The organism is Marinobacterium sp. BA1 (genome assembly GCF_041155135.1).
Classification (GTDB): Bacteria; Pseudomonadota; Gammaproteobacteria; order Pseudomonadales; family Balneatricaceae; genus Marinobacterium; species Marinobacterium iners.
The window spans coordinates 3,584,246-3,608,418 of record NZ_BAAFHC010000001.1 but is presented as its reverse complement, the minus strand read 5'-3'; the positions used below and the strand labels follow the sequence as shown (position 1 = coordinate 3,608,418).

23 protein-coding genes are annotated in these 24,173 nt (G+C 56.5%); 7 read left to right on the top strand and 16 right to left on the bottom strand.

Features of this window, described 5'->3' with window-relative positions:
- Window position 1: 1 nt before the first annotated feature.
- The 4 genes from csy2 to cas1f all read right to left on the bottom strand — a co-directional run bounded on the left by csy2 (window position 2) and on the right by cas1f (window position 6,977).
- A complete protein-coding gene (gene csy2 / locus ACAM29_RS17400; protein WP_369624887.1) occupies window positions 2-979 on the bottom strand; it encodes a type I-F CRISPR-associated protein Csy2 in 978 nt (325 codons plus the stop codon).
- On the bottom strand, window positions 972-2,267 hold the full coding sequence (gene csy1, locus ACAM29_RS17395; RefSeq protein WP_369624886.1) for a type I-F CRISPR-associated protein Csy1: 1,296 nt from the start codon (window positions 2,265-2,267) through the stop codon (window positions 972-974). Before csy1 ends, csy2 begins: the two co-directional genes overlap by 8 nt.
- Before the next feature lie 433 nt (window positions 2,268-2,700).
- Complete coding sequence (gene cas3f / locus ACAM29_RS17390; protein WP_369624885.1) at window positions 2,701-6,003, bottom strand: type I-F CRISPR-associated helicase Cas3f; 3,303 nt, start codon at window positions 6,001-6,003, stop codon at window positions 2,701-2,703.
- A complete protein-coding gene (gene cas1f, locus ACAM29_RS17385) occupies window positions 6,000-6,977 on the bottom strand; it encodes a type I-F CRISPR-associated endonuclease Cas1f (RefSeq protein ID WP_369624884.1) in 978 nt (325 codons plus the stop codon). The genes cas3f and cas1f overlap by 4 nt, the downstream gene beginning before the upstream one ends.
- 248 nt (window positions 6,978-7,225) lie before the next feature.
- On the opposite strand from cas1f, the gene ACAM29_RS17380 reads away from it, so the two are divergent.
- On the top strand, window positions 7,226-8,383 hold the full coding sequence (locus ACAM29_RS17380; RefSeq protein WP_369624883.1) for a DUF5610 domain-containing protein: 1,158 nt from the start codon (window positions 7,226-7,228) through the stop codon (window positions 8,381-8,383).
- Window positions 8,384-8,417: 34 nt separating this feature from the next.
- On the opposite strand, the gene ACAM29_RS17375 is transcribed toward ACAM29_RS17380, so the two are convergent.
- Both ACAM29_RS17375 and mtnK read right to left on the bottom strand, forming a co-directional pair.
- Entirely contained in the window at window positions 8,418-9,179 is a 762-nt protein-coding gene (locus ACAM29_RS17375; protein WP_369624882.1) for a 5-oxoprolinase subunit PxpA, read from the bottom strand.
- The gene (gene mtnK, locus ACAM29_RS17370; protein WP_369624881.1) at window positions 9,172-10,374 is read right to left on the bottom strand and encodes an S-methyl-5-thioribose kinase; all 1,203 of its coding nucleotides are present in this window, start codon (window positions 10,372-10,374) and stop codon (window positions 9,172-9,174) included. The genes ACAM29_RS17375 and mtnK overlap by 8 nt, the downstream gene beginning before the upstream one ends.
- 137 nt (window positions 10,375-10,511) lie before the next feature.
- Here mtnK and mtnA point away from each other — a divergent pair, with 137 nt between their 5' ends.
- Window positions 10,512-11,549, top strand: coding sequence for an S-methyl-5-thioribose-1-phosphate isomerase (mtnA, locus tag ACAM29_RS17365; RefSeq protein WP_369624880.1), 1,038 nt, complete (start codon window positions 10,512-10,514; stop codon window positions 11,547-11,549).
- A gap of 139 nt (window positions 11,550-11,688) precedes the next feature.
- Here the strand turns inward: mtnA and ACAM29_RS17360 are convergent, their stop codons facing one another.
- The 5 genes from ACAM29_RS17360 to ACAM29_RS17340 are packed head-to-tail and all read right to left on the bottom strand — an operon-like array spanning window position 11,689 to window position 15,487.
- Window positions 11,689-12,240, bottom strand: a complete 552-nt coding sequence (locus tag ACAM29_RS17360; protein ID WP_369624879.1) for an acireductone dioxygenase — start codon at window positions 12,238-12,240, stop codon at window positions 11,689-11,691.
- A 10-nt stretch (window positions 12,241-12,250) separates the two neighbouring features.
- Entirely contained in the window at window positions 12,251-12,934 is a 684-nt protein-coding gene (gene mtnC, locus ACAM29_RS17355; protein WP_369624878.1) for an acireductone synthase, read from the bottom strand.
- An 8-nt stretch (window positions 12,935-12,942) separates the two neighbouring features.
- On the bottom strand, window positions 12,943-13,557 hold the full coding sequence (locus ACAM29_RS17350; protein ID WP_369624877.1) for a methylthioribulose 1-phosphate dehydratase: 615 nt from the start codon (window positions 13,555-13,557) through the stop codon (window positions 12,943-12,945).
- Entirely contained in the window at window positions 13,554-14,351 is a 798-nt protein-coding gene (locus tag ACAM29_RS17345; RefSeq protein ID WP_369624876.1) for an amidohydrolase, read from the bottom strand. Before ACAM29_RS17345 ends, ACAM29_RS17350 begins: the two co-directional genes overlap by 4 nt.
- Window positions 14,339-15,487, bottom strand: coding sequence for a pyridoxal phosphate-dependent aminotransferase (locus ACAM29_RS17340; protein WP_369624875.1), 1,149 nt, complete (start codon window positions 15,485-15,487; stop codon window positions 14,339-14,341). The genes ACAM29_RS17345 and ACAM29_RS17340 overlap by 13 nt, the downstream gene beginning before the upstream one ends.
- Window positions 15,488-15,701: 214 nt before the next feature.
- On the opposite strand from ACAM29_RS17340, the gene ACAM29_RS17335 reads away from it, so the two are divergent.
- Genes ACAM29_RS17335 through ACAM29_RS17320 form a run of 4 tightly spaced genes read left to right on the top strand, consistent with a single transcriptional unit; the run spans window position 15,702 to window position 21,034 of the window.
- Window positions 15,702-17,774 (top strand): TonB-dependent receptor plug domain-containing protein, encoded by a 2,073-nt coding sequence (locus ACAM29_RS17335; RefSeq protein WP_369624874.1) that lies wholly within the window; start codon window positions 15,702-15,704, stop codon window positions 17,772-17,774.
- Between the two features lie 25 nt (window positions 17,775-17,799).
- Window positions 17,800-18,738 (top strand): hypothetical protein, encoded by a 939-nt coding sequence (locus ACAM29_RS17330; protein WP_369624873.1) that lies wholly within the window; start codon window positions 17,800-17,802, stop codon window positions 18,736-18,738.
- A complete protein-coding gene (locus tag ACAM29_RS17325) occupies window positions 18,738-20,264 on the top strand; it encodes an ATP-binding protein (RefSeq protein WP_369624872.1) in 1,527 nt (508 codons plus the stop codon). The genes ACAM29_RS17330 and ACAM29_RS17325 overlap by 1 nt, the downstream gene beginning before the upstream one ends.
- Window positions 20,265-20,272: 8 nt before the next feature.
- Window positions 20,273-21,034: a response regulator gene (locus tag ACAM29_RS17320; RefSeq protein ID WP_369624871.1), complete on the top strand. Its 762-nt coding sequence runs from the start codon at window positions 20,273-20,275 to the stop codon at window positions 21,032-21,034.
- Here ACAM29_RS17320 and ACAM29_RS17315 read toward each other — a convergent pair whose 3' ends face one another.
- Window positions 21,035-21,409 carry a hypothetical protein gene (locus tag ACAM29_RS17315; protein ID WP_206836626.1) on the bottom strand — a complete coding sequence of 125 codons (375 nt, stop codon included), beginning with the start codon at window positions 21,407-21,409 and terminating at the stop codon, window positions 21,035-21,037.
- Window positions 21,410-21,415: 6 nt separating this feature from the next.
- A complete protein-coding gene (locus tag ACAM29_RS17310) occupies window positions 21,416-21,892 on the bottom strand; it encodes a DUF2489 domain-containing protein (protein WP_369624870.1) in 477 nt (158 codons plus the stop codon).
- An 81-nt stretch (window positions 21,893-21,973) separates the two neighbouring features.
- On the opposite strand from ACAM29_RS17310, the gene ACAM29_RS17305 reads away from it, so the two are divergent.
- Window positions 21,974-22,414, top strand: coding sequence for a PaaI family thioesterase (locus ACAM29_RS17305; protein ID WP_175527643.1), 441 nt, complete (start codon window positions 21,974-21,976; stop codon window positions 22,412-22,414).
- A 19-nt stretch (window positions 22,415-22,433) separates the two neighbouring features.
- Here the strand turns inward: ACAM29_RS17305 and ACAM29_RS17300 are convergent, their stop codons facing one another.
- Genes ACAM29_RS17300 through ACAM29_RS17290 form a run of 3 tightly spaced genes read right to left on the bottom strand, consistent with a single transcriptional unit; the run spans window position 22,434 to window position 24,088 of the window.
- A complete protein-coding gene (locus tag ACAM29_RS17300; RefSeq protein ID WP_369624869.1) occupies window positions 22,434-23,426 on the bottom strand; it encodes a c-type cytochrome in 993 nt (330 codons plus the stop codon).
- Complete coding sequence (locus ACAM29_RS17295; protein WP_369624868.1) at window positions 23,426-23,524, bottom strand: cytochrome c; 99 nt, start codon at window positions 23,522-23,524, stop codon at window positions 23,426-23,428. The genes ACAM29_RS17300 and ACAM29_RS17295 overlap by 1 nt, the downstream gene beginning before the upstream one ends.
- Before the next feature lie 51 nt (window positions 23,525-23,575).
- Window positions 23,576-24,088: a cytochrome c gene (locus ACAM29_RS17290; protein ID WP_369624867.1), complete on the bottom strand. Its 513-nt coding sequence runs from the start codon at window positions 24,086-24,088 to the stop codon at window positions 23,576-23,578.
- Window positions 24,089-24,173 lie beyond the last annotated feature (85 nt).

The window sequence follows — 24,173 nt, the reverse complement described above, 5'->3', positions numbered from 1 at the left end:
GTCAAAACTCCTTTTCTGCCTCACGCTGTGCAGTCTGTTGATAGTCGTTATTCAAGCGATAGGTGCCTGTATCCAGGTCATTATCCACATACCAGAGGAAGTCATTGAACGATTTGAAGCGGTGTGGACTGACCCACTGCCCGATGGAATAAATGCCTTCCACAAACCGGAAGGGGGTTGTTTGATCGCGGGCCGCTTCGACCTGCCCGGCGTCATACAGCTCCGACAGCGCTGCAAATCCAATGGGAATAGGCACCAGCCAACCGGGATGATCGCGGCGGATATACCATTCAACGCCTTCTTCAGTTTCACGACAGTCGTGATTCAGCCGCGACAGGTCAAGCCAGGCGTCCAAAAGATCCGCATCAGGGTCGGTTTGCTGCATCAGGTCTCGATGTTGCTGTAACAGGTCATCCCTGAGCACCAGCGCAAACCCAGGCAACAGTTGCTGCTTGAGACGGCGCAGCTGACGTTCCCTCACGTCCGGTGTCTCATCGACTCGGAGCAACCAGGGACTACGCTGTTTTTGTCCCGGCACCGGCGGCTGAATGGTACCCCCCGCTATACGTAACGTGGCAAGCAGGTCAGCCACCTGCTGAACAAAGGCTTGTGTTTCGTCCTCCCCACTCAGGCGCAGGTCTTTCAGATCAACTTCAAGCACCAGGCTGATGTCCAGATGGATACGCCCTTCTTCAACAATGGCGGCGGTCTTGCCGTCTTTACCCACAGGGTTGCGGGTCAGATGAAAGGCGCGGGTATAGCCGCCTTGCGTCACCTGTGCCTCATGCTGATGACAGACCACACCAATTCCGTTGAACGCCACATCCACATTGGCCGCTGCACATTTCCGTTCCAGTGCGTGCATCATGCCGACAAAGGCGGTCATGGCCGGGAAGCCCCAGGTAAATACCCCTGAAATGGCGTTGGCGTTCTGAATACGCAGCCGCGGCAGCACCAGTAAAGTATCGGGCTCAGACATCCAGAACCTCCCGCAAGGCATTCAGTTTTTTGTCGATACGACGGCTCCATTCACGGTGCTCGGCATCCCCTGCCGGGAGGCCCGACAGTACCTTGTTCACCTGATTGGCAAACCGGCTCTGCACCTCTTCCACCCAGTCGCCAAAAGTACGACGTGCCGCAAAATTCTCATCCAGCTCAACGCGCCAGGGGTCAAGCCACAGCTGTTCGGCCTCGACCAGCCGACAATCGGGATCAGTCGACCAGCCGGGCTCCAATTGATGCAGGTGAGCACTGAACAGGACCAGCTCCTCGATCAAGGCATCAACATAAGCATCAACCTGCATACGAGTATGTCGGTTGGCGGGCGGATTAATTTTAAGAAACCTAACCAGCCTCCCCATCAGCCAACGCGATTGTTTCTGGCGCATAAAGCGAGGGAAAACAGACTCAATCATTAACGGTGGTCTGTTATCACGCGAATGCCATAGAGGTGGCAAAGAAGCCAGAAGGTAATTGTTGCCGCCCCGTTCGCTGTTGAGCTGGGAGATATTTTGCGGCTTGGTGCCGCCAAGTTTCTGAGTAGCGGAGTTCGGGTAGTCGGCATGGCCCGTTACGAAAAGTTTGTTTTCCCTGCGCGCCTGGCGCGCGGCCTTGGCTTCCTCGCTAAAGCGGTCGTGCTGAATACGTTGAAAAATACGATGGGACAATGACGAGGGATAAAGCGGAGACAGAAGGTGAAAGTCTTCATTTCGTGTCGGTTCATCACCGACAAGCCAGTAGACCTGCTTGGCGCGGGTACTGGAACGGTCACCTCCCTTACCTTGGGTGATTGAGGCAAAAGCCTCCAAAAACTCCCGGGCTTTACCCGGATCTGCACTCAGGGCATCCAATAGCTCGGCGTTTTGTTCCAACGCCAGAGACAGGAGAGTCTGCCCCTGAAATTCCAGCTTGAGGAACTTGTAGACATCCAACGCAGCGGCATTACCCACCACATCGGTGGCATAGTCATCGCCCAGCAGATGACTGCCAACCCAGGGGGTATCCGGTAGGGCGTTGGGAGGAATAAAGAGATTCGTACCCTTGGCATCGGGGTGAACCGCCTTCAGGGTATGCGTCACCACCTGCAATTGCCCGACACGCCGTGCAGCATCTTCAATCCAACTGTCGAATCGGTACTGCTCCTGAAGCTCCGCATATTTGGGATCGTCAGGTTCGAGTTTTTCCAGCTTGGCAGCCAAGCGCTCATCGATGAACGCTTGCATCAACTGACGCAGTGTCTGCCCTTTTTCCTGAAGCATGCTATCCATAACATTCTTCCTTTGGGTTTGATAGCAGGTATGGCAAGATACCTACTTGTAGGTTGTAGGCAAATAGGTATCTTGTGCTTGTTGGTTTTTTAACCGTGGTGAACCCTTATTATTACGGAGCGATAACCAATCACTCACTTACCTCCTTGCTTGCAAACATGGCAAGCTCAGTTCTTTCCCGATTACTGTTGTTTAGCCAACGTCGACACTGGGGTGGTTGCCGCCGCCTCAGTGTTTTTACACTATAGTTTTGGGCTTTGATTAAATCAATATCCAAGTAAGCCTTAAGTCGCTATGCGAAATTACCAAAACTTGTTACTCTAATACTCTAGCTGAAAAAGCAGTTGAGAAAAAGTATGCCTTGGTCGCCAAGCGCACTATTATTCTGCCGCACAGGCAGCACTGGGCCGGTTTGATAACCGGCCCTCTTTATTTAACGCTTTTTCGTAAAACCCAATGCCGGGTGAAACACCCAACCATTGTCATTCTGATCCAGCGACAGCGTGCCGAAACGCCGTGCGCATACCTCGGGGCTCAAACCCATCTCGTCAGCCAGCAGTTCCAGCGCTTCGAGATAATTCACCACACCCCAGGTCACTATGCCGTCAGCCGCTTCAAGCTCGGTTTGATGAAACAAGTGATCCACCGGAATATAGATATCCCGGCGTTGGTGACGATTAAATTCAACCCGGTGCAGGCATGCATTCGCCCCCTCTTCGTCCGGTAACAACACCAGATCATCCTGTTGCGCAGGACTGTTACGGAAGCGCTGCTTGCGTTGCAACATGGCCGTGAGCATGGCACCGGATTGGCGGTAACAACTGGCGACGGAGAGCGGTTGTGTCACCCGGCTGCTACGTCGACGCCGATTGCCGCCGGAGGCCTCCTGGGCCTGAGGCTCACCCAGCATCTGCGCCTGCAGGCGGGCGTGTTCCAGATCGACCAGGTTATCGCGAGCCCGGAGTTCGTCACGCGGGCGTATACGGGGCCGGGCGTCGATCACATCCCGCTCCTCAGGATGCAGAATTTTTTCCAAATCATGACTGTTCAACAAACAGTCATAATCCTCGAATCCGGGGCGGCAGAATGCGGGTTGCCCTCTGCGTTCCAAAGCCCGCAAATTGGTGTGCATCAGGACGATATTGGGCGTTGCGCAGGTTTCCGGTCGGTGCCGGCGGACACGCCCGGCCAGCTGAATCAGCGAGCGCATGGAGGACGGCTCAACAATCGCCCAGTCATAATCGTGGTCCCGGCCAACCTCGGAAACCGGACTGGCCAACACGATAAAGAGCTGATCCTGTTGTGGATAAGCATCTATGCGCCGGCGGATATCCGGCCGATCAAAGACGGCGTGACTGTCCTGTCGATTCAGCGCTCCATCCAGTTGCTGCTCAATCGCGGAACGGATCAACAAGGGATACTGGGAGTGATAGACACAGAGATGAATCAACGTGCCGGTCTCGGCACCTATTCGGTAAATAGTCTTGGCGACGTCCACCAGCGGTTCGATATTAGCCATGCGGATCAGGCCAAAGCTAACCTTCTTGTCGGTGTGCGGGTCAAGAGTATGGTGACTTTTATGCAGACGCTGAGCCTGTTGCAACAGATCTCGCGCAAAGTTCTGGCGCAGCTCATCCTGCTGTCCCGACAGCAGCGATATCCGCGCCAGTTCTGCACGGCGACGTATCTCATCCTGCGCCAGCTTCTGGTGACGCTTCTCGACAAAGCCGCGATGGGCCTGTGAATAACTCTGCTCGTCCGGGCAGTCCTGGTGCAGGCGATCATGCTCATCAAACCAGGCACAGCAGATATTCACAGGCGTTCCCGGCTCGCCACGGTTGCGCTGATATTCTTCCCGCCCCGCCTTGTAGGCACGGAACAGCCCTTCGGAGAGTGACGGCGGCAGCGTTGCCGAAGACAGGAGAACACGGCTGCCCAACAAGCCTGACCAGTACACCAGCCGTGTCAGGGCCGGCAGGTCGTTCAGGTCAAAATCGTCGATTTCATCCAGCACCAGATCACTGCTCATCAGGCGCAGCATGGGGGCGATCTGATGCCCGCCGCGCTCACTTTCGGTCGCCGGCACCAGATGATCGACCGTACACACCAGTACCGGGGCCGAGATCAGCGCCTTGATGCGATCATCGTGTCCAGCCGTTTTCAGTACGGGATGCTCGGAAAAATTGCCTTCATAGACCACATGGCTGTCTTCTGGCACCAGTGATTGTGCCGATGCCGAACCACTGTTCTCGGCCTGAGCTTCATAAAATTCATACAGCTGGCGGCTGGCACTGCCACCCACTCTGACAGCTAGCTCATCATCGCCAAGGCTCAACCGGTCACGATAGGCCTGCCCGGTCTGCAGCGTCAGAGTTCTCAGCCCCAGCGCAACGGAGAAACGGGCGCCCTGCTGCGGGTTGGCCAGGGCATAGAGGATACGCCCGTTCGCCAGTGTCTTGCCGCATCCGGTCGATGCCATATTGATACCGAAAAAGCCCTGGTTGGCGGCTTTTTCCCTAAGCCCTTCGGCCAAATCGAAAGCACGATCCTGCCATCTGAAACGTTGGGCTTTGCTCCGCTGGCGGAATCCCTTGTGTCGCGCCAGCCGGGGCAGGTTGTCGCTTAGTGTGGGCAGGTGATAGCTGACACTGCGGCTGACTTTGGCGACCCCTAGCAAGTGCTCATCCAGGCGCTGGCACAGCTCTCCGCTTTTGCGCTCGGTGTTGGCATAGAGCGGATAATCGGCTTCGCCCCGTACACGGTCGCAGGATTTGGTCAGACTGGAATAGTGATGATCAGACAGCATCAACGACAACCGGGCCAGATGCATGACATAGGCGTTGTTCAACCAGCTATCAGCGGCACGATCCATGCGCTGCTGCAGACGCTGGGCATACTTTGCGGCCTGGGTACGCCAGCGCCGAGTGGCTACCGGAAGAGGTGCGTTAAACGTCCAATAGGGATGGATCGCCTTGAGATCGGTGTTGTCGTTGCGCTGATTCCACTGCGCATCGATATCCAGCAACGGCGCTTCAAGATCCTCGGATCTCAGCCCCTCAAGTTCGGGGCGACAGGGCAAGCGGTGATGGGTCAGCACCAGCCAGCCGATCGCCTGCGCCAGCGGCGGCAACGTCCGAAAGGGGTAGGCTTCACCATCGCCCAGGCCGTCTTTGATCAGCCCTGACAGCCAGGCATCGCTGGTGGCTTCCGTATCCGCCAGGCGGGACAGCCAGCCCGCATCGTCATCCGTGCCCACGAAAGACTGAAACAGGCGTAAGGATATCCATTCATGACGATAGAGATTGGCACCTTCAGGCCCCTTGCCCTGCAACCGCAGCTGGAAGGCGGCGCACGCCTTGCCGAGATCATGCAGCAGCGCGGCCATGGCGGCCAGCAGCTTTATATCCTCGGCGGTGTGCCAGTCATTTTCGTCCTGCTGCCGCAGAATGTTGCGCCGGGTGGTGTTGGTCGGCGCGGTGCCTTCAGCATTGAAACGACCGGTATCACCGACGATCCACATCAACTCGCTGTGGTCCTTGCCCCTGATCCAGTGACAGGCCACCGCCGTGTTTTTGCGTGCCGTTTTACGCAGCAATTTGCGCAGCGTGGCCAGGCCATCCCAAGTGATGGGCGTCTGCCAGGTGCGATCCCCTCTGCGTTCGGCAAACTGATCCAGAATACGGCGGGTTTCGGTCAATGCATTCTTGCTGCAACGGGAGATCAGCAGTACGTTCATGCGGTCGGTTTCCCGAGTGTTGTAGCAATCTCCTTGAGCGTATCAATCATGAAGTCCAGCGCTTCTGCACGGGTCAAAGACTCTATACATTGCCGCCGAAATTCTTGTTCTTCTTCCCCTTTCACCGCCGATAGAAATGCCTGTGGCAAAACCAGCGCATCCTTGACCAGATCGGCCACATCAAACACCAGCCCACCTCGGCGCGTCTTACCGTGCAACACGGCCAGCCCATGCGGCAAACCCAGTACCCAGGTTGCTGTAGCGCCCAGCCCATAAGCGAGATAGTTGCCATGATCTAGAAAACGGTTGGCCGGATCGGCGCCGCTGCCACGCTTAGCCCGAACAAAATCGCCGTAATCCACGGCCCGTGCCGCCAGTTTGAACAGGAGCTTGGTCAATCGAGCTTCTTCAGTCAGCAGTGCGGTGACATTGGGCGCTTGTTTGATGTTGTCACGGTGTTGGTCCAATACAGGCACCAGTTGCTCAGACGCAATCGAGAATCCCTGCTCTTTCAACGACCGGTTTTGCAGCCAGTGCTTCTGAAGTTGATTGAGTCTCGCCTGCTGGATCATCCTTGCTGCTTCCAGCCGTTTTTGATCATCAAACCAGAAGCCCACCCAGTGCTGCAGGTATTCAGTGGGCCGATACTCGCTTTGCGGTGAAAACCAGGCCACTTCAATATCCACTTCATTGGCACTGAACAGGGGTGTTCCGCCCCCACCGCAAAAGCCCACCAGAACTCCTGCCTTGGCCAGTTCACGCATGGCGGCCTGGGTGATGGAGGTGCCGTTGCCCAGTAATACGGTGGTGGTATTGGCGATGGGGATGTTCCAGTAGTTGGAACGTCGCCCCTCGTCGCTGACATATTCCACACGGCCGCCGTTCACCAGCACCCGGCAGTATTCCAAGTAGTAAATATTGGCGCGTTTGGAATGAAGAATGGTTTTTAGATCTGAAGGTGAAAAATCATCCATGTTGCATCCTGCCACCATTTATCCACAATTTTAAAATCATTCCTGCCGGTCACCTGCTGCTTGGCGAACAGTTGTACTTTCCAAAAAGTCCTTTGTTTTCAAGATGGTCATATCTTCTCCGTGACTCCTTGATCATCAATCATTTCATACTAGCCACTTTAACGGTCAGGCTACAGTCTCTTAGCCTCAAGATTCCCCCACCCCGGCCGATACCCGTCTATTATTTGATCAGAGCCCTCGAGGTTGTTATGAAAATCCAGTCTCCACCGACCCAGATCTATTCCTCTCGTCCACAGTCGGACCCGGTTGCCGGGCGAGGCAACGGCAAATCGCAGGATGCGACGCAGGTGTTGCTTGGAAAACTGGCCGAAAAGATTCCCGGCATGACGACCGAGAAGCTGTCCGGGCTGGATGCCCAGAACTTCACGCCTGACAAAGTGGCGGGACGCATCAGCGATTTCGTGGCGGCCGGTCTTGCGGCGGCCAAAAATAGAGGCGCCTCTGACGAGCGACTGCAGCAGATGTATGACGCGGCTTTGAAAGGTGTGGAGACCGGCTTCAAGGAAGCACGTGAAATTCTCGACAATCTCAATGTGCTGCAGGGTGATATCAAGACTCAGGTGGATGAAACCGAGCAGAAAACCTTTGATGCCCTGGCAGAGATAGCACCGGGAAGTCGGGATGCCGTAGCACAGGCAGTACTGGGTGCAGCCGAGCGGTATCGCAACGCCGAGGACATGTCACTGACCGTGAAGACGCAGGACGGGGACGAGGTAACCATCAACTTCAGCCGCAACCAAAGTTACGACGCCACCTATGGTGCCGGGGCCGACAGCCAGGGCAACTCGGTTGCGTGGATGGATGTGAGCCGCAGTGAAAGTACTCAGTACCAGTTTAGCGTTAAGGGCGAACTGGATGAGGGTGAAATCGAAGCACTGCAGCAGATGGTGCGTGATATTTCAGGCGTGGCCGATGAGTTTTTCAATGGCGATGTGCAGAAGGCGTTCGAGCAGAGCGCAGGGATTCGTTTTGATTCATCCGAGCTGAGTTCAATGGACCTCAGCATGAGTTACAGCCGTTCACTTTCGCGGGCTGCCAGATACGAACAGGTAGGCAACCTGGAGCAGCCGGCCGATAAACCGGGATTGCGTTTGGGGCAGTTGATGAAAGATCTGGCCGAGTCAGTGGGTGCGCCCTCACTCGGATTCCTGCAATCGCCGGCTCAGGCCGGACGCGACCTGATGACCGGTCTGGTCGAGCAGGACGGCCGTTTCTCGGATGCCATCAAGGAGCTGCAGGACAGCTATCGCAATAATCTGAAGCAGTTGCTGGATACGGTATTGCCGCTGAAGGCGGAGCCCGCCGCTGAGTCCGCTGCCGAAAACGGGTCAACCGACAAGGCTTGATCCCATCGGGCACACCTTGGCGGTGTGCCCCTGATCAACTTGCGTACAGCCGATCAAGCGCCTGTCGAATCCGTTTGACCGCCTGTACCGACTCAGCATTGTCGCCGTGAACACAGAGTGTGTCCGCCTCAAGCCTTACTTCAGAGCCCTCCAGCGTTGTAACAATGCCTTCTTGAGCCAGCCTCAATGACTGCTCCACTATGCGGTCCACATCGTGGTAGACCGATCCCTCCACCGAGCGCGGCACCAGATAGCCACGGGTATCGTAGGCACGGTCTGCAAAGGCTTCAAACAGCAGCGGCACGCCAAACTCGGCCGCAATCGTCTTAGCCGGACCATTGTCCGCCGTGGCCATCAGCATCAGTGGCAGGCTAGCGTCATAGCAAGCAACACCTTCCAGTACAGCGCGCAAAATGTCGTGATCACGCATCATGTCGTTGTACAGCGCCCCGTGGGGCTTGACGTGGTTCAGCGTCAGCCCGTGCGCACGGGCAATACCGGCCAGTGCGCCGGCCTGATACTGGATCAGTGCAACGATCTCTTGCGGATGGCACTGCATGCTGCGCCGACCAAAGCCGACCAGATCGGGGTAGCTGGGGTGGGCACCGATGGCGGTACCGACATGTCGTGCCAGCATCACGGTGCGTGTCATGGTGACCGGGTCAGACGCATGGAAGCCACAGGCCACGTTGGCCAGCTCCACCAGTGGCATCACCTGATCATCCAACCCCATGTGCCAAGGGCCGAAGCTTTCGCCCATATCGCAGTTGAGCAGCAGGCGTTTGGTATCAGTCATTCAGTTGCCTAACCAGATCAAGCAGTTCAGTCATGCTGTGGATATCGTTGCGTTGCAGGATCAGCTCACGCCCCAGCTGCAATGCCATCGCTTCACATTGGGCGCGCCGAGCCGCGTCTTCAATGGTTTCCAGGTCAGCCACATGGGCCAGGCCGATGGTGCGGCGGATCAGTTCGGTACCGGCAAAGCCCAGAGTGTCGGACCAGATCTGCAACATGCGACGTGCCTGCCAGTGCGGATTTTGCAGGCTTTCATCGACTGTCTGCTCCGCCATCAGGTGGCTGAACTCACGGCTGAATTCATGCCAAAGCTTGTCGATCTGAACCAGCAGCCAGTCACGCCAGTCCTGGCGCTCCTGTGCATCACCGGCCTGTTCATGCTGACCGCACCAATTCAGCAACAGATTGCCGATCACGCTACCAACATCAAAGCCGATGGGGCCGAAATAAGCAAACTCCGGGTCGATCACCTTGGTGCTCTGCTCGGTCACGAAGATGGAACCGGAGTGCAGATCGCCATGCAGCAGGGCTTCGGCCCGGTTGAGGAACGCATACTTGAGGTCGGCCACCTCGACCTTCAACCGATCATCCTGCCACAGGGCCTCGGCCGCCTTGCGCAGCGGCGGGTTGATGGCGTTGCGCTCGTGATCGCAGTAGGGATCGAGGAAGAACAGGTCTTCCGTGATCTTGCACAGGTCCGGGTTGATGAAGCGCTTCACCAGCGCCTTTTTCTGATGGGCATCCAGGTGCATGTCACTGGTGTGGAACAGCATGCGTGCCATGAACAGGCCCAGGTGCTGTGCCAGCAACGGCAGTGTGCGCCGCTCATTCAGTGCATGCCGCAGGTTCTGATGCTCGCCCAGATCCTGCATGATAATGGCCGCCAGATCATGTTCGTAATGGTACACCTCAGGCACCCACTCACCGGCGTGTTCGGCTTCCAGCACCAGCGATTCCGCCTCGATCCGAATCCGATCCAGCGACAATGGCCAGCCTTCACCAATAATGCGCACGTAAGGCAGCGCCTGTTTGACGATAACGCTGGCCCCTCCGGGCTCGGCCACGCGATAGACAAAGTTGATGTTGCCATCGCCGATTTCGGTCACGACCAGCTTGGCATCATCATTGAAAAGACGTGTGTGACGGCGAACAAAAGCGATAATGGCCGCATCATCCGAGAACTTGTGCTTCGTCATTGGGATTCCCGTAGCTGAAGTTTAATGGCCCAATTCTGACAAAAAACAGCGGGGCTGTAAGCGCCTCGGCAAGACTCTTTTATCTACGGGTTATAACGCTTAAGCTCTTCGCCTCTACTCACCAGCCGGATCTCACGATGAAAGACCTGATCTCCACCGCCCTGCGCTACCGCAACCATCGCCTTGAACTGCTGGACCAGCACCAGTTGCCTGACCGCGAGCTCTGGCTGCACTGTGATTCGGTAGAGGCAATGGTGGCGATGATCCGCAAGCTGCAGATTCGCGGCGCGCCATTGATCGGGATTGGTGCTTCGCTGCTGCTGGCGCACCTGGCGGAGCAGGGTTTAAGTGAAGATCAGCTGCGCGAAGCAGCCGCCACGCTACGTGAGGCCCGACCGACCGCCGTCAATCTGATGAACTGTCTGGACCGCATGCTTGCGGTGATGGATCAGGGAGCCGATGCACTGGTGGCCTGTGCCGAGAATCTGTTTGAGGAAGATGTAGCCCTCTGTCAGCGCATGGCAGAGCATGGCGCTGCCTTGCTGCCGGAAGGTGCTCAGGTGTTGACCCACTGCAACACCGGCAGCCTGGCCACCGCCGGTGCCGGCACCGCAATCGGGGTGATTGCCGAAGCCTTCCGGCGCGACCGACTCAGTCACGTCTGGGTGGATGAAACCCGTCCCCTGCTGCAGGGCGGCAGACTGACCGCCTGGGAGATGTGCCGGTTGGGCATTCCGCACCAGATTCAATGCGACAGCATGGCGGCGATCCTGATGCGGGATGGTCAGGTGGATGCCGTGCTGGTGGGCTCAGATCGTATCGCCGCCAACGGTGATTTTGCCAACAAGGTGGGCACCTACAATCTGGCGGTCAACGCGCACTACCACAAGATTCCGTTCTACGTGGTGGCGCCCTGGACCACCGTTGACCCGCACTGCCCCAACGGCGATGCTATCCCGATTGAGCAACGCAGCGCCGAAGAGATAAAAGGTGTAAGCGGCAGCTTTGGTGAAGTGCGCTGGAGCCCGCTGGAGTCAGAGGTATTCAACCCCGCCTTTGATGTCACCCCCGCCGATCTGGTGACCGGCTGGGTGCTGGATACGGGGGTGTATGACCGCGATGGCATCGTTGCGGCCATCACGGCAAACAACCAGCGTGAATTCGCAACTGCCTGAAAAGCGTTGGCGAGGCCGTCAGCGCAAGGCAAAAAACGGCGAAATGAGGGAGTTTACAGATCGTAAATGACCGATTTGAGCCGTTTTTTAACGCCGCGGTGACAACGCAGGTAGCTTTTCAGGTAGTTGTCGGTTCAAATCAGGTAGTTGTCGGTTCAAAGCGTGGGTGGCGATCAGCTATATCCGATCCGGTAAAGTTCGCCACCCAGCCTTCCGGGTTGTTGAACAGGCGCAGAGCAGTAAAACGCGGTGCCGGTCCCATATCGAACCAGTGAGTGGTGTTGGCCGGTACCGAGATCAGGTCGTTCTTGCAGCAGTGCACCTGATACACCTTGTCTTCCACATGCAGGTAGAACATGCCTTCGCCATCGACGAAGAAACGCACTTCATCCTCTGAATGCGTGTGTTCGCTGAGGAATTTCTGCCGCAGGGCTTCGCGCTCGGGATGATCCGGCTGCAGGCTGATCACATCCACGGTGACGTAGCCTTCCTCGTTTTTAAGCCGTTCGATCTCCTTGCGGTAGGCCTCTAGGATCTCTTCGCTGGCCATGCCCGACACAATCTCGCGGTCGGCCTCCCAGCGCTCGAAACGCACGCCTATGCCACTGAGGATCTGTTGAATCTCATTGAAGTCGGTGCTGTTGCCGAGCAGTTCGGCGCTCTGGTCGGCATGGATATGGATGGCGCTCATTGGTGGCTCCTCAAGAAAGTGTAATCTGGTCAAAGTTTTCCACAGCGTTGTGGCGCTCGGCGCCGTCCGGTCGTTCGCCACGCATCAACAGGCAGGTCTGCATGCCTGCAGCCTTGGCCGCGTCCAGCTCGGCCACCACGTCCGACAGGAACAGAATCTGACTTGCAGGCAGGCCGATACTGGCACCGATGCGTTCATACGCAATCGCTTCACGCTTGGCGCCGGTGGTGGTATCAAAGTAGCCGCTGAACAGGGAGGTCAGATCACCAAAGTCGCTGTAACCGTACAACAGTTTCTGTGCCTTCACCGAGCCGGAGGAAAAAATGTGCAGCTGTTTGCCGCTGTCGTGCCAGCGTTTCAGTCCTTCATACGCGTCCGGGTAGAGGTGGCCGGTAAAGTCGCCGCTCTCGTAGCCCTGTACCCAGATCAATCCCTGCAGCGCCTTGAGGCTGGTTTCCTTTTTATCCTGATCGATCCAGCCGATCAGCCCCTTGGCAATGGCATCGAGATCATCGGCCGCGACATTCAGGGCGACCGCTGCCTCTGCAACGGCTAGTTCGTTAGGATGGCTGTGGATAAAGTCCGTCATCCGTTCACGGGCATAGGGAAACAGCGTCTTGTGGACAAAATCGATATCGGTGGTGGTGCCTTCAATATCGGTCAGGATGGCGTTGATGCCGCTAAATGTAGCCATGTTGATGTTCAGACTCCTGCGCTCAGACGGCGCATTTCCAGTTCGCAGGCGAAGAGAAACTCCAGCCCTTCAAGATGGCGGCGTGCTTCATTCATGTCGTGACCCCAGGTGTAGAGACCATGTCCGCGAACCAAAAAGCCCCACTGCAGCGCTTCAGGCTGCCAGCGCTGGCTCAGCTCGGCGGCCAGTGCCTGCATGTCCTGAGCATTATCCAGAATGGCGATGCGGATGCTGGCATCATGGGTGTGGTTGCCACTGAGCGATTTCTGCATTTCGTAACCGCTGATGGTCAGCCACTGGCCCGGCTCCAAACGAGACAGCGCCGTGGAGGCCACCGAATGCGTGTGCAGCACGGCGCCGATCCGGTTATCAAGCTGATACAGGCGGGTATGCAACAGGGTTTCGGCCGAAGGCTTGAGCAAGCTGGCCTGAGGCTGACCATCAAGATCCACCTGCAACAGCTGCTCGGGCGTGAGATGCCCCTTGTGACAACCCGAGGCGGTAATCAAGGCACGCTCTGGCCCTGACCGGACGGAAAAGTTGCCGCCGGTCGCAGGACACCAGCCCTGGGCATCAATCCACTGCCCGGCATCGATAATCTGTTGTGCCGCGGTATCGATCATGCAAAATCGTCCTCAACGTCAGAGAAAAAGCTGAACTCATCCGCATCCTGCCAGGCCGGAAAGTTGTCCCGAAACCGCTGCAGGTCGTCGGCATTCAGGGTGCCGGTTTTGACGAAAGCTTCACCGGCAGAAGCATCCAGCAACGCCTGCCCCTTGAAGTCCACCAGCAGACTGTCGCCACTGTACTCCAGCCCCTTGCCGTCCTCACCGATGCGGTTTACCCCCGCCACATAGCACTGGTTTTCGATCGCCCGTGCCAGCAGCAGCGTGCGCCAGGCATTACGACGTGGCGCGGGCCAGTTGGCCACAAACAGTGCCAGGTCATAGTCATTGCGGTTGCGACACCAGACCGGGAAGCGCAGGTCGTAGCAAACCTGTGGCAGGATGCGCCAGCCCTTGTACTCGATCACCTTGCGGCTGTCGCCGGCCACGTAATACTGATGCTCGTTCGCCATGCGGAACAGGTGACGCTTGTCGTAATGCTCAACGACTCCGTCGGGCGTTACAAACAGCAGCCGGTTACGATACCCCTGATCCTCGATCACTACGCTGCCACACACGGCGGCACCCAGTGTAGCCGCTTGCGCGCGAAGCCATTCCAGAGTCGGGCCGGACATGGGCTCGGCCACAGCCTCGGGTTCCATGGTGAACCCAGTGGTGAACATCTCGGGCAGTACGACCAGATCGGTCTGTCCGGCAAGCGGCGCCATCAGCTCAGCAAGACGGGTACGGTTCGATTCCGGCTGCTGCCAGTCCAGTGGAGTCTGGACCAATGAAATTTTCAGATTCTGCATAGTCGCTCCGCGGCTTGATCAAGGGTAGTTTCGCTCTTGGCGAAGCAGAAGCGCACCAGACGCATCTCGGGGGGCTGTTGATAGAACACCGATAACGGAATAGCCGCAACGCCCGCCTGTTCGATCAGCCAGAGGACAAACTCGGTGTCCGGAAGTTCACTGATGGCGCTGTAGTCCATTACCTGAAAATAGGTGCCCGCTGCCGGTGTAAACTGGAAGCGGCTCTTCTCCATACCGGCGTTGAATCGGTCACGCTTGGCCTGATAAAACGCGGGTAACGCCTGATCATGCTGCGGATCGTCATTCAGGTAATCCGCCAGCGCCAGCTGCATCGGTGTGCTGGTGCTGAAGGTCAGATACTGGTGGATCTTGCGCAACTCGGCTGTCAACGGTGCCGGAGCGACGCAGTAGCCGATCTTCCAGCCGGTGGTATGGTAGGTCTTGCCGAAAGAGGACACCACGAAGCTGCGCTCAGCCAGCGCCGAATAGCGGTTGATGCTCTGGTGTTCAGCGCCATCGAACACGATATGCTCATACACCTCATCGGCCAGCAACAGAATATCGGTGCCGGCCACCAGGTCGCTCAGCTCCTGCATATCGGCGGCGGCCAGCGTCTGCCCGGTCGGATTGTGCGGCGTATTGAGGATAATCATGCGGGTATTGGGGCTGATCGCCTGTCGTACCTGCTCCCAGTCGATCTCAAAAGCGGGGGGTTGCAGCGGGATATGCACCGCTTTGCCACCATTGAGCGTGATGGCCGGATCATAGCTGTCATAGGCCGGATCAAACACCAGCACTTCATCCCCCGGGCGCACGACCGCCGAAATGGCCGCGAACAGTGCTTCTGTTGCCCCGGAGGTCACCGTCACCTCGGTTTCCGCATCAACCTTGCGACCGTAGCAGCGTTCCACCTTGGCGGCGATCGCAGTGCGTAGGCCTGGCACACCACTCATGGGGGCATACTGGTTGGCGCCTTGGCGGATATAGTGATCAACTCGCGACAGCAGAGCCTGAGGGCCATCAAAATCGGGAAAACCCTGCGACAGGTTGATCGCCTGGTGCGCTTGCGCAAGGGCGGACATGCGAGTAAAGATGGTCGTTCCGACCTGTGGCAGCTTGGTATCGGGGTAATGCATGACGGGCTCGGGTTTGTGATAGAGGTCAAATAGTACCGGAGAGGGCCCGACACGCTCAACAAATGCGCTGGTCTATCGGCGCCTGAGAGGTAGAATAGCGCATGCTGGACTGGATTCTGGAGCACAACGGCTTCATTCTTGAAGCAGCCATACTGGCTTTGGTCGTGTTGTATGTAGGACTGAAAATCAAATAACTACTCTGTCCGGAGTTGCAATGACGAATCGTACACCCCTGTATCGGCTGGCGCCGCTGCTGGCCCTTGGACTGACAAGTCCCGCTCTTCAGGCTGACGAGAGCCTGTACCTCAGCGAACAGGATTTTCTTACCGATATTCCCGAAATCACTTCTGCCACACGGCTGACCCAGAAACTCACCGAAGCGCCCGCCTCAATCAGCATCATTGATCGTCAAACAATCGTCGCCTCGGGTGCCCGTAACATTCCCGATCTGCTACGACTGGTCCCCGGCTTTCAGAGCTATCATGTCAGCGCCAACAAATTTGCCACCACCTACCACGGCGCCAGCGATGACTTTCCGCGCCGCCTGGAGGTAATGGTTGATGGCCGCAGCGTGTACTTGCCGCTGCTGGCAACCGTGGACTGGACCTCTTTGGGCATCAACCTGCAGGATATCGAACGGATCGAAGTGGTGCGGGGCTCCAACGTGCCAACTCAAGGTTCCAACGCCTTTATGGGCTCGATCAACATCATCACCCGCTCACCGGCCCTGCTGAGCGGTGGTTACGTCAGCGCCACCGGTGGCAGCATGGACACTCGAAACCTGCAGTTTGGCCATGCCGACCAATTGAGCAGCTGGAACTACCGCCTGTCGGGCGGACATGAAGAGAATGACGGTTCTGATCTCTATGGCGACGCGCTCAAGCGCAACTATCTGAGCTTCAGCGGCAGCTACACACCCACCCTTACCGATACCCTCTGGCTTCAGGCGGGTGTGGACCGTGGGCATACGTATGTAGGAGGGGCTGACAAACTCGAACCCTTTAGCAAACGCGATCATGATGCCAACTACCAGTCGATCAAGTACCAGCACCTGTATTCAGATACCGGGACCGTTCAGTTGACGGCTTATCACAACTACCTGGATCTGGAAGCACCGGCAATGAGCTTTGAGCGTGTTGGTGATTTTATCGGAACAGACAATCCGGCAATCGTGAATGGTTTTATTGCGTTGAATTCCCCACGCGAAGACTCTGAGCATGGAACCGCCCACAGCTACGATACCGAATTGCAGCTAACGGATCAGATAGGCTCTTTGGAACTCGTTGGCGGTTTGGGTTACCGCTACGAAACCGCCGAAAGCGATGTGTTGCTGCAAAGCGGCAAGGTAACCGAAGAGCGCTGGCGCCTGTTCAGCAACCTGGACTGGGATTTTGCACCTCGCTGGAGCCTGAGCACCGGTTTTATGTACGAGGACAGCTCAGAAAACAGCGATGCCTTGTCCTATCGTCATGCACTGATTCACCGACCTGATGAGCAGAGCAGTTTTCGGCTGGGCTACTCCATCAGTGAACGCTTGCCTTCCCTGCTGGAACGGCATGCAAACAACACCATCTATGCACCTGCTGGCCTGTTTGGCCCGGACCCCGTTGTCTATGATCTGGACACGGTCGCCAACCCCGACCTTGGTCCTGAAAGGATCAAGACGTATGAACTGGGTTACTACCGCGCATTCGATGATCATCAGGGACATTTCGACCTGCGCCTGTTCCACGAACAGCTTAGCAACATGATCGGCTCCTATTTTTTGCCGGCTGACGAGCTTGCTCCACCCCCTCATCCTATGACCCAGGGCCGCGTGTCTACTAATGAGAACAACTTCGGCTGGGAAAACCAGGGCGTTGAGATTCAGATTCATCGACAACTCAGCAGTCAGCTCTCGGCACTGCTGAACTATACCTACACCAACACGTTGACTGATCGCTGGGAGACCAATAAAGATCTACAGGGACAGACTTTGATATTCCGTGATGCGATCACCCCCGAACACACCGCATCATTAATGCTTAACTGGACTCCTGCTTCTGATTTAAACTTGAGTTTAATGCACTACTATATGGATAGCGTGCACTGGTTCGAGGGTGGTCTTCGCGAAAGCTATCAGCGCACAGATCTGCGTGCCGCATACAACTGGCAGCTGAGCGCAGGTACTGAACTGGAAACCGCACTGACAATTCAGAATGCTTTCGGTCCAACATACGAAGAGTTTTATCAGTACAACCTGTTTGACCGTCGAGCCTGGCTGAGACTGACGCTCAGATATCATTAATCGGGAAGCAGAGATAATTTCAGGGATGTCATTATTACGCAGGACAACGACCCGACTGAGGCATTGGCTGCTGTGCAGCCTTGTGATCTGTCTTGTGCCTCTTAGAGCGGCCGTAGCCGGGGAGTCACTGATCGTGCTCAGTGACTTCAGCCCCAGTTATAATCAGGTCTTGTCGGCCATTCGGGAGCATTCCGTACACCCGATTCGAGTACTGACTCTCGATCAGTTCAAAACCGATGACAGCCGCGCACCTGTTATTCTCGCAGTGGGTACCCGAGCTTGTGAACGCATGCTGGAGCGCTACCATCCCGATTCAAGCCTGATCTGCTCTTTCCTGCCATCGGCAACCTTTGATCAGCTCAAGCGAAAACTGCTGCCGAAAGGCTCGTATGCAGCGGTCAGTGCCATTTATATTGACCAGCCTCTGGCACGCCAGATCCGGCTGGCCCGCCTGGTCAAGCCGGCTGCCGCCATCTTGGGAACCGCATTAGGCAGCAACAGCCTCAATATGCGTGATGGGCTGGAGCAAGGTGCACAGGCCGAGGCATTCGAGCTGTCTCTGGTTGAATTGACTCGACAAGACAATCCGGTCGAGCGTCTGACGCCAGTAGTGGAAGGCAGCGATCTGTTCCTGGTTGTTCCTGACAGTTCGGTGTTCAACCGTGCCATTTCCAAATGGCTGCTCTATCTGTCATTACGCCACAAGGTACCGGTGATCGGTTTCTCTGCCAGCTATACAGAAGCCGGTGCCGCAGCGTCGGTTCACTCGTCTGCAGCACAGATCGGACGCCAAAGTGCCGAATGGCTTAACCTGCTGCAGAACGGCGGCAGCCTGCCCAGTGCCAGTTTCCCACGCTACTTCGATGTCAGCGTTAATCCGGTTGCAGTACGCACCCTCGGTATTGAGCCACTTTCAGCCGAGTGGCTGCAGGAAAAACTGGCGCGGATAGAGGCAGATGGCTGATGCCGGGCACACGTAGCCGGCTGAGTATTCGTCATCGCGTGCTCCTGCTGTCGATTATTCCAATGCTGGTACTGGCAACGATTCTCGGCAGTTATTTCATCTACAGCCGCCTTTCGGATAACACCGATAAATTGATTGAACGAGGCAAGATTATGGTCGATCTGCTTGCCTCCGCAGCCGAGTTCGGTGTTATCAGCGGTAACCAATACCAGCTTCGCGTTCTGAGTCAAAAAACCCGGTACAGTCATGCCGAAGTACTGGATGTCCTGTTTTACGACGATACGTTCAATCTTTTACACCGCAGCGGCCAATTTGCTGTAGAACTGAGCGCCGAGAGCCCGGCTCTGCAGTCAACATCGGGCCAGTGGATATTCCTGTCGCCGATTTTCAGCAGCGCCCTGTTGGCAGACAATAATCCCAAGCTGAGTATCCATGCGCCTGAGCCCGAGCAAATTGGCTGGGTAGCGGTCGTATTATCGGCCCACAACAATATCGCGACACGTCAAGAGATGCTGCGCAACAGCCTGCTGCTGATCAGTCTGGGCCTGATGCTCACCGCCATTCTGGCAAGCCGTTTTGGCCGCCGCATCACCCAACCGATTCGTGGGCTTAGCCAGGTTGTCGAGCGCCTGGAAGCGGGCCATCTGGATACCCGTGCCGCCACGACACATACAGCTGGCGAGCTGGGCTTGTTGGCACGGGGCATTAACCGTATGGCCGCCAGAATTCAGGCATCTAGCCAGGAGCAGGAACAGCAGATCAACCGGGCCACACGTCAGCTCACATCCACCCTGCGCCACCTGGAGCGCCAGAATGAAGAGCTTACCGTTGCCCGCCGTCAGGCGGATAAAGCCAACCGCTCCAAGGACGAGTTTCTGGCCCGCATGAGCCACGAGCTGCGCACCCCGCTCACATCTGTACTGGGCTTTTCGCGCTTGCTGGAGCAAACCGAGCAGTCGGCTGAGCAACGGCACTACTGCAGCATCATCAACCAGACATCCAGCCTGCTATTGACCATTATTGACGATATTCTCGATTTCTCACGCTTGCAGTCCGACGCCATCCAGCTCGAGCAGATTCCGTTCGATCCAACCCTGTACTTCAATAACCTGTTGCAAATGCAGGCACCAATGGCGCTGGAGAAAGGACTGCAGCTAAGATCTGAGCTGGACCCGGAGTTGCCACCGGCACTGTTGGGTGACCCAACCCGAATCGGTCAGATACTGACCAACCTGTTGAGCAACGCAATCAAGTTCACAGACCATGGAGAGGTCTGCTTCAGAGTCAGGTCTCAACGACAGGATTCAATCTGCCATATCGAGTTGAGTGTACAGGACACCGGCATTGGCATTTCCGAGCAACAGCAACAACATCTGTTCAAGGCGTTTATTCAGGCCGACAATACCATCAGTCGCCGCTTTGGTGGTTCTGGCCTTGGGCTGGTCATCGCCCACCGTCTGACTCTGCTCATGGGGGGGACATCAGACTCAGCAGTGAAAAGGGCAAGGGTACCTGTGTTAACGTAAGCCTGATCTTGCCTCTGGCAGACGCCGATACGGTCGTTTCGCCACTTTACCCCGCTGAGCCAATACCACATGCAGCATCCAGTTATCAGCTACCCTGCAAGCTGAGGGTGCTGCTGGCGGAAGACAATGAGTTCAACCGGATACTGCTGAACAAGGCACTCGGCCAAGCTGGCGCTGAAGTCATTGAAGCCCGCACGGGCGTAGAGGCGTTGCAGATATTCCATAAGCAACCGATTGATATGGTATTGATGGATGTACACATGCCGCAGATGGATGGTATTCGGGCCAGCCATGAGATTCGTCGGCACTCAGCCTCATTGCCGATCATCGCGCTGACCGCCAACGTCATGACCCATGAACATGAGGCTCTGCTAGAGGCGGGCGTGAATGAAATTCTGCTCAAGCCTGTGGATCTGAGCACCCTTTTCCGACTGATGTCGCTTCATTGCCCGGTGGATGAAGACGCCGTTGCCACCCTGAGTGACTATGCGCCAATGCCTGCACTGCTGGATCAGGTCGATACCGGTGAGTTGCATACCGAGCTCCAGCATCAGGCGCAGTCCGTTTGCGCCGCTGTCCGATCAGGCCAGTTTGATCAAATACGTACACACTCACATCAGTTGTTGGGACTTGCCGGCCTGTACCAACTGCCAGAACTGGAAACAGTGGTTGCCGAATTGCATCAGGCAGCTGTTGCACACGATCTGGAGGCCTGCTGGCGTAACAGCCACCGCCTGACCCGGCTGATTGAACACCACCAGTATGTGTGATCAAAAACGCCGATAATAAGGCTCAGAAGCGATCAACTGCTCCAGATCCGCCATGATCAAAGCCAACCGGGCACGGGCTTCACGATCATACAGATAGGGTTCAAGCCCGTCTCTTGCTGGTGAGTGATCAGCATCGCCCTCATGCACCGCCACGCAACGGCGCCTGATCTCTTCCAGCTCCGGGTCATGCAGCGCGGCAATACCTATGAACAGCTCCCACTCTTCGCGCCGGGCGGTGCCATCCTGCAACCGTTGCATGAGTTGCAATACCGCGCGTCGCTCAGGTCGCCAGGTGGGTGCCCGCCCATAGGTCAGAGCGACCACCAGCCCAACGACCAGCAACAGTGAGATCAGAAACGTGAGCAGAAACTCCATCCCTGATCAGCTCAGATACTGGCCTCGGCTTAATGCCTTGGCCGCTCCCTGTATTGCGTTCAGATGCCCCTGTTCAAGCTGCTCCATCTCACGCTGATACTCCAGCTTGAGCTTTTTCGGTAAGGCCTTCCATTCATCCTTGATCGGGATGTGACTGGTTTTGTCATGCACTTCGGTGATCACCTGCAATGTCTCTTCCTGCAGCAGCTGGGGACGAAAATTCTCCAGCAGTACTTTAAGACGAATACAGCCCTCGGTTGCTGTCATTTTCTCATCATGCAAAATAGCATGTGCAACCAGCCGGATACTTTCACTCAGATATTCCTGCCGTGCCTCAAACTGCTTCAGCCATTCGGCTTCCTGAGCCGCCAGCTGGGTCTTGCGCGATTTTTCCTGCTGCAGCTGGCGAAAAATGATCGCTGCCAATACGGTGATCGCAACCAGTCCGGCTGCAATCAGGCCATAGATCAGTGTATTGTTCATGCTAAACCTCAAGGACAGATGGATGCCGTTTGCAACCTATTATGCCAAATACGGCCTCTTCTGACTCATTACGGAGCTGTCATGTCGAGCGATCAACATTACGAGCGTTTGATCAGAATGTATCAACAGGCCCCCATCAACCGCCTGTACCCGTCCCAGCTTACACTGGATAAGGGGCACGCCCGCATTGAGTTGGCGCCGGACCCTGGCCTCTGCCACGCGGCAGGAACCCTGCACGGTTCAGTATTGTTCAAGTTACTGGATGATGCCGCCTATTTTGCTGCAGCCAGCCGAGTACAGGATCAGTTTTTGGTAACGGCCAGCTTTCATACGTTGTTCATGCGACCGGCAAAAGTGGGGGCTCTTCATGCCGTCGGCCGCTTGATCAGTGCCGGGCGCCAGCAGCTGATTGCCGAAGCCAGCGTGTATGACGAACGCAGCCGTGAGCTGGCACGAGGCCAGGGCTGCTTTAGCCGCAGCGGTATCATGCTGGATGAGGTAACTGAGCAGGAGAGGTCTTAGCGACCCCTCCTGGAAACCTTTACTCGAACGTAAAGCTGCGAGGCTTCAGGTTGTCCGGCTTGAGGAACGGCTTGTCGCCGGTGTTGTCATGCTGGCCCAAGACCTTGCCGTTGAACTCGGTACCGTAGCGCGTATGCTTGTGAAAGTTCAGGTGCTTTTCACGAGTTTCGGCAGCATCACCGGTAAAGCGCGGGTCCTGCGGGCGCTCCTGACTGTTAATGTACCAGGCCACATTCCAGGCATCCTGCTCGCTCAGTGAACCCGGCTTGCCCAACGGCATGTTCATGTGGATAAACGAGGCCGCCGTATAAATACGGCTGATACCGGCCCCCCAGTTGTAAGAGTTGTCACCCCATACCGCAGGAAATACAACCTTGCCGTTGACACGCTGGCCATTGCCGTCATCACCATGACAGATTGCGCAGTTTTCCTGGTATACTTTCTGGCCAGCTTCATAGCTGATATCAGCCGGAATCTGCTTGCCCAGACTGCTGAAACCACGGCCGCTGATATTACGCTCATACACCTTCGCGCCGGTTGCCAGCCACTGGTGGTAGGCGCTGAGGGCTACCATTTCATCACTGCCATAGGCCGGCGGCTTACCATTCATTGAGTAGGCAAAACAGCCGGCGATGCGCTCTTCCAGCGAGTTCACATGGCCGTTTTTGCCACGGAAATCAGGCAGTGTGGTAACCGCAGGCCAAACCGGGCCGGACCAGTTCTGTCCGCCTTCACCCATATGGCAGTTGCGACAGCTGTTGTCGTTGAACACATATTTGCCACGCAGTTGCTGGGTATTGTTGAACAGATCACGCCCCTTGAGAATCACTTCCCGCAGTTCGGGATGGATGCTTTTATCGGCGTACAGATCTTCCAGTGTGGGTGCCTGGTGTACATAGGCACCTTCCTTGTGAGCCGGCAGGTTAACCGGAACTTTCGGCTCCGCCGCATGTGTGGCCGATGTCAGTACGGCAGCAGACACCGCCACTGCCAACGCATTGAAATGGTTCATTACTGACCTCCTTCGACAACAGTGACAGGCTGAGCCGCCAGATACGTCGCGACCGCTTCAATCTCAGCATCAGTCAAACGCTCGGCAACGCCGGTCATCAGCTGCACTGGATCGTTGTGACGGCTGCCACTCTGCCAGGCCTTGAGTTGCTAGCGAATATAGGTCGGATGTTGGCCGGCAATGCCTGGAAATGCAGAACCAACACCTGCATTACCGGGACCGTGACAACTGTTGCAGGAAGGCACATGCTTGCTCCAGTCGCCGCGCAGAGCCAGCTTTTCACCCAGGGCAAGTACCTCTTCACTGGCGCTGGACGCTTTCACGGCAGGCACTGGTTGCGACGCGTAATAGGCGGCAACGTCCAGAATCTGTTGCTCGCTGAGGTTATCCACATTCGGCTGCATGATCGGGCTGACCCGGGTACCCGCGTTGTAGTCCTGCATCTGCTTGGCCAGGTATTCGGCACTCAGTCCAGCCAAGCGCGGAAAACCACCTGCATCATTACCGGCACCGTCCATGCCGTGACACGCCAGACAGGGCGCACCACTGCCATCCCCCTGCATGACGATTTTCTGTCCGTCAGCGGCCACTCCCGCTGCCTGCGCAGTACCGCTGGCCAGCACAACACCGGCCAACATGAGGCGCAATCCTGATTTGAACATGGCACTCTCCCCATTGCTCATGTCTAATTTAGAATAGGCTTAACCGGCATTAGTTTATGCCAAAAAATGACATAAATCATGAAAG

Coding starts and splice junctions, on each gene's coding strand:
- cas3f (WP_369624885.1), bottom strand. CDS start 6,003: ATGAACGTACTGCTGATCTCCCGTTGCAGCAAGAATGCATTGACCGAA.
- cas1f (WP_369624884.1), bottom strand. CDS start 6,977: ATGGATGATTTTTCACCTTCAGATCTAAAAACCATTCTTCATTCCAAA.
- ACAM29_RS17375 (WP_369624882.1), bottom strand. CDS start 9,179: ATGACTGATACCAAACGCCTGCTGCTCAACTGCGATATGGGCGAAAGC.
- ACAM29_RS17325 (WP_369624872.1), top strand. CDS start 18,738: ATGCCGGGCACACGTAGCCGGCTGAGTATTCGTCATCGCGTGCTCCTG.
- mtnK (WP_369624881.1), bottom strand. CDS start 10,374: ATGACGAAGCACAAGTTCTCGGATGATGCGGCCATTATCGCTTTTGTT.
- ACAM29_RS17305 (WP_175527643.1), top strand. CDS start 21,974: ATGTCGAGCGATCAACATTACGAGCGTTTGATCAGAATGTATCAACAG.
- ACAM29_RS17380 (WP_369624883.1), top strand. CDS start 7,226: ATGAAAATCCAGTCTCCACCGACCCAGATCTATTCCTCTCGTCCACAG.
- mtnC (WP_369624878.1), bottom strand. CDS start 12,934: ATGGCTACATTTAGCGGCATCAACGCCATCCTGACCGATATTGAAGGC.
- ACAM29_RS17345 (WP_369624876.1), bottom strand. CDS start 14,351: ATGCAGAATCTGAAAATTTCATTGGTCCAGACTCCACTGGACTGGCAG.
- ACAM29_RS17350 (WP_369624877.1), bottom strand. CDS start 13,557: ATGATCGATACCGCGGCACAACAGATTATCGATGCCGGGCAGTGGATT.
- ACAM29_RS17335 (WP_369624874.1), top strand. CDS start 15,702: ATGACGAATCGTACACCCCTGTATCGGCTGGCGCCGCTGCTGGCCCTT.
- ACAM29_RS17360 (WP_369624879.1), bottom strand. CDS start 12,240: ATGAGCGCCATCCATATCCATGCCGACCAGAGCGCCGAACTGCTCGGC.
- csy1 (WP_369624886.1), bottom strand. CDS start 2,267: ATGGATAGCATGCTTCAGGAAAAAGGGCAGACACTGCGTCAGTTGATG.
- ACAM29_RS17295 (WP_369624868.1), bottom strand. CDS start 23,524: ATGACCGGCGTTGCCGAGCGTTTGACTGATGCTGAGATTGAAGCGGTC.
- ACAM29_RS17340 (WP_369624875.1), bottom strand. CDS start 15,487: ATGCATTACCCCGATACCAAGCTGCCACAGGTCGGAACGACCATCTTT.
- mtnA (WP_369624880.1), top strand. CDS start 10,512: ATGAAAGACCTGATCTCCACCGCCCTGCGCTACCGCAACCATCGCCTT.
- ACAM29_RS17315 (WP_206836626.1), bottom strand. CDS start 21,409: ATGGAGTTTCTGCTCACGTTTCTGATCTCACTGTTGCTGGTCGTTGGG.
- ACAM29_RS17310 (WP_369624870.1), bottom strand. CDS start 21,892: ATGAACAATACACTGATCTATGGCCTGATTGCAGCCGGACTGGTTGCG.
- ACAM29_RS17330 (WP_369624873.1), top strand. CDS start 17,800: ATGTCATTATTACGCAGGACAACGACCCGACTGAGGCATTGGCTGCTG.
- csy2 (WP_369624887.1), bottom strand. CDS start 979: ATGTCTGAGCCCGATACTTTACTGGTGCTGCCGCGGCTGCGTATTCAG.
- ACAM29_RS17290 (WP_369624867.1), bottom strand. CDS start 24,088: ATGTTCAAATCAGGATTGCGCCTCATGTTGGCCGGTGTTGTGCTGGCC.
- ACAM29_RS17300 (WP_369624869.1), bottom strand. CDS start 23,426: ATGAACCATTTCAATGCGTTGGCAGTGGCGGTGTCTGCTGCCGTACTG.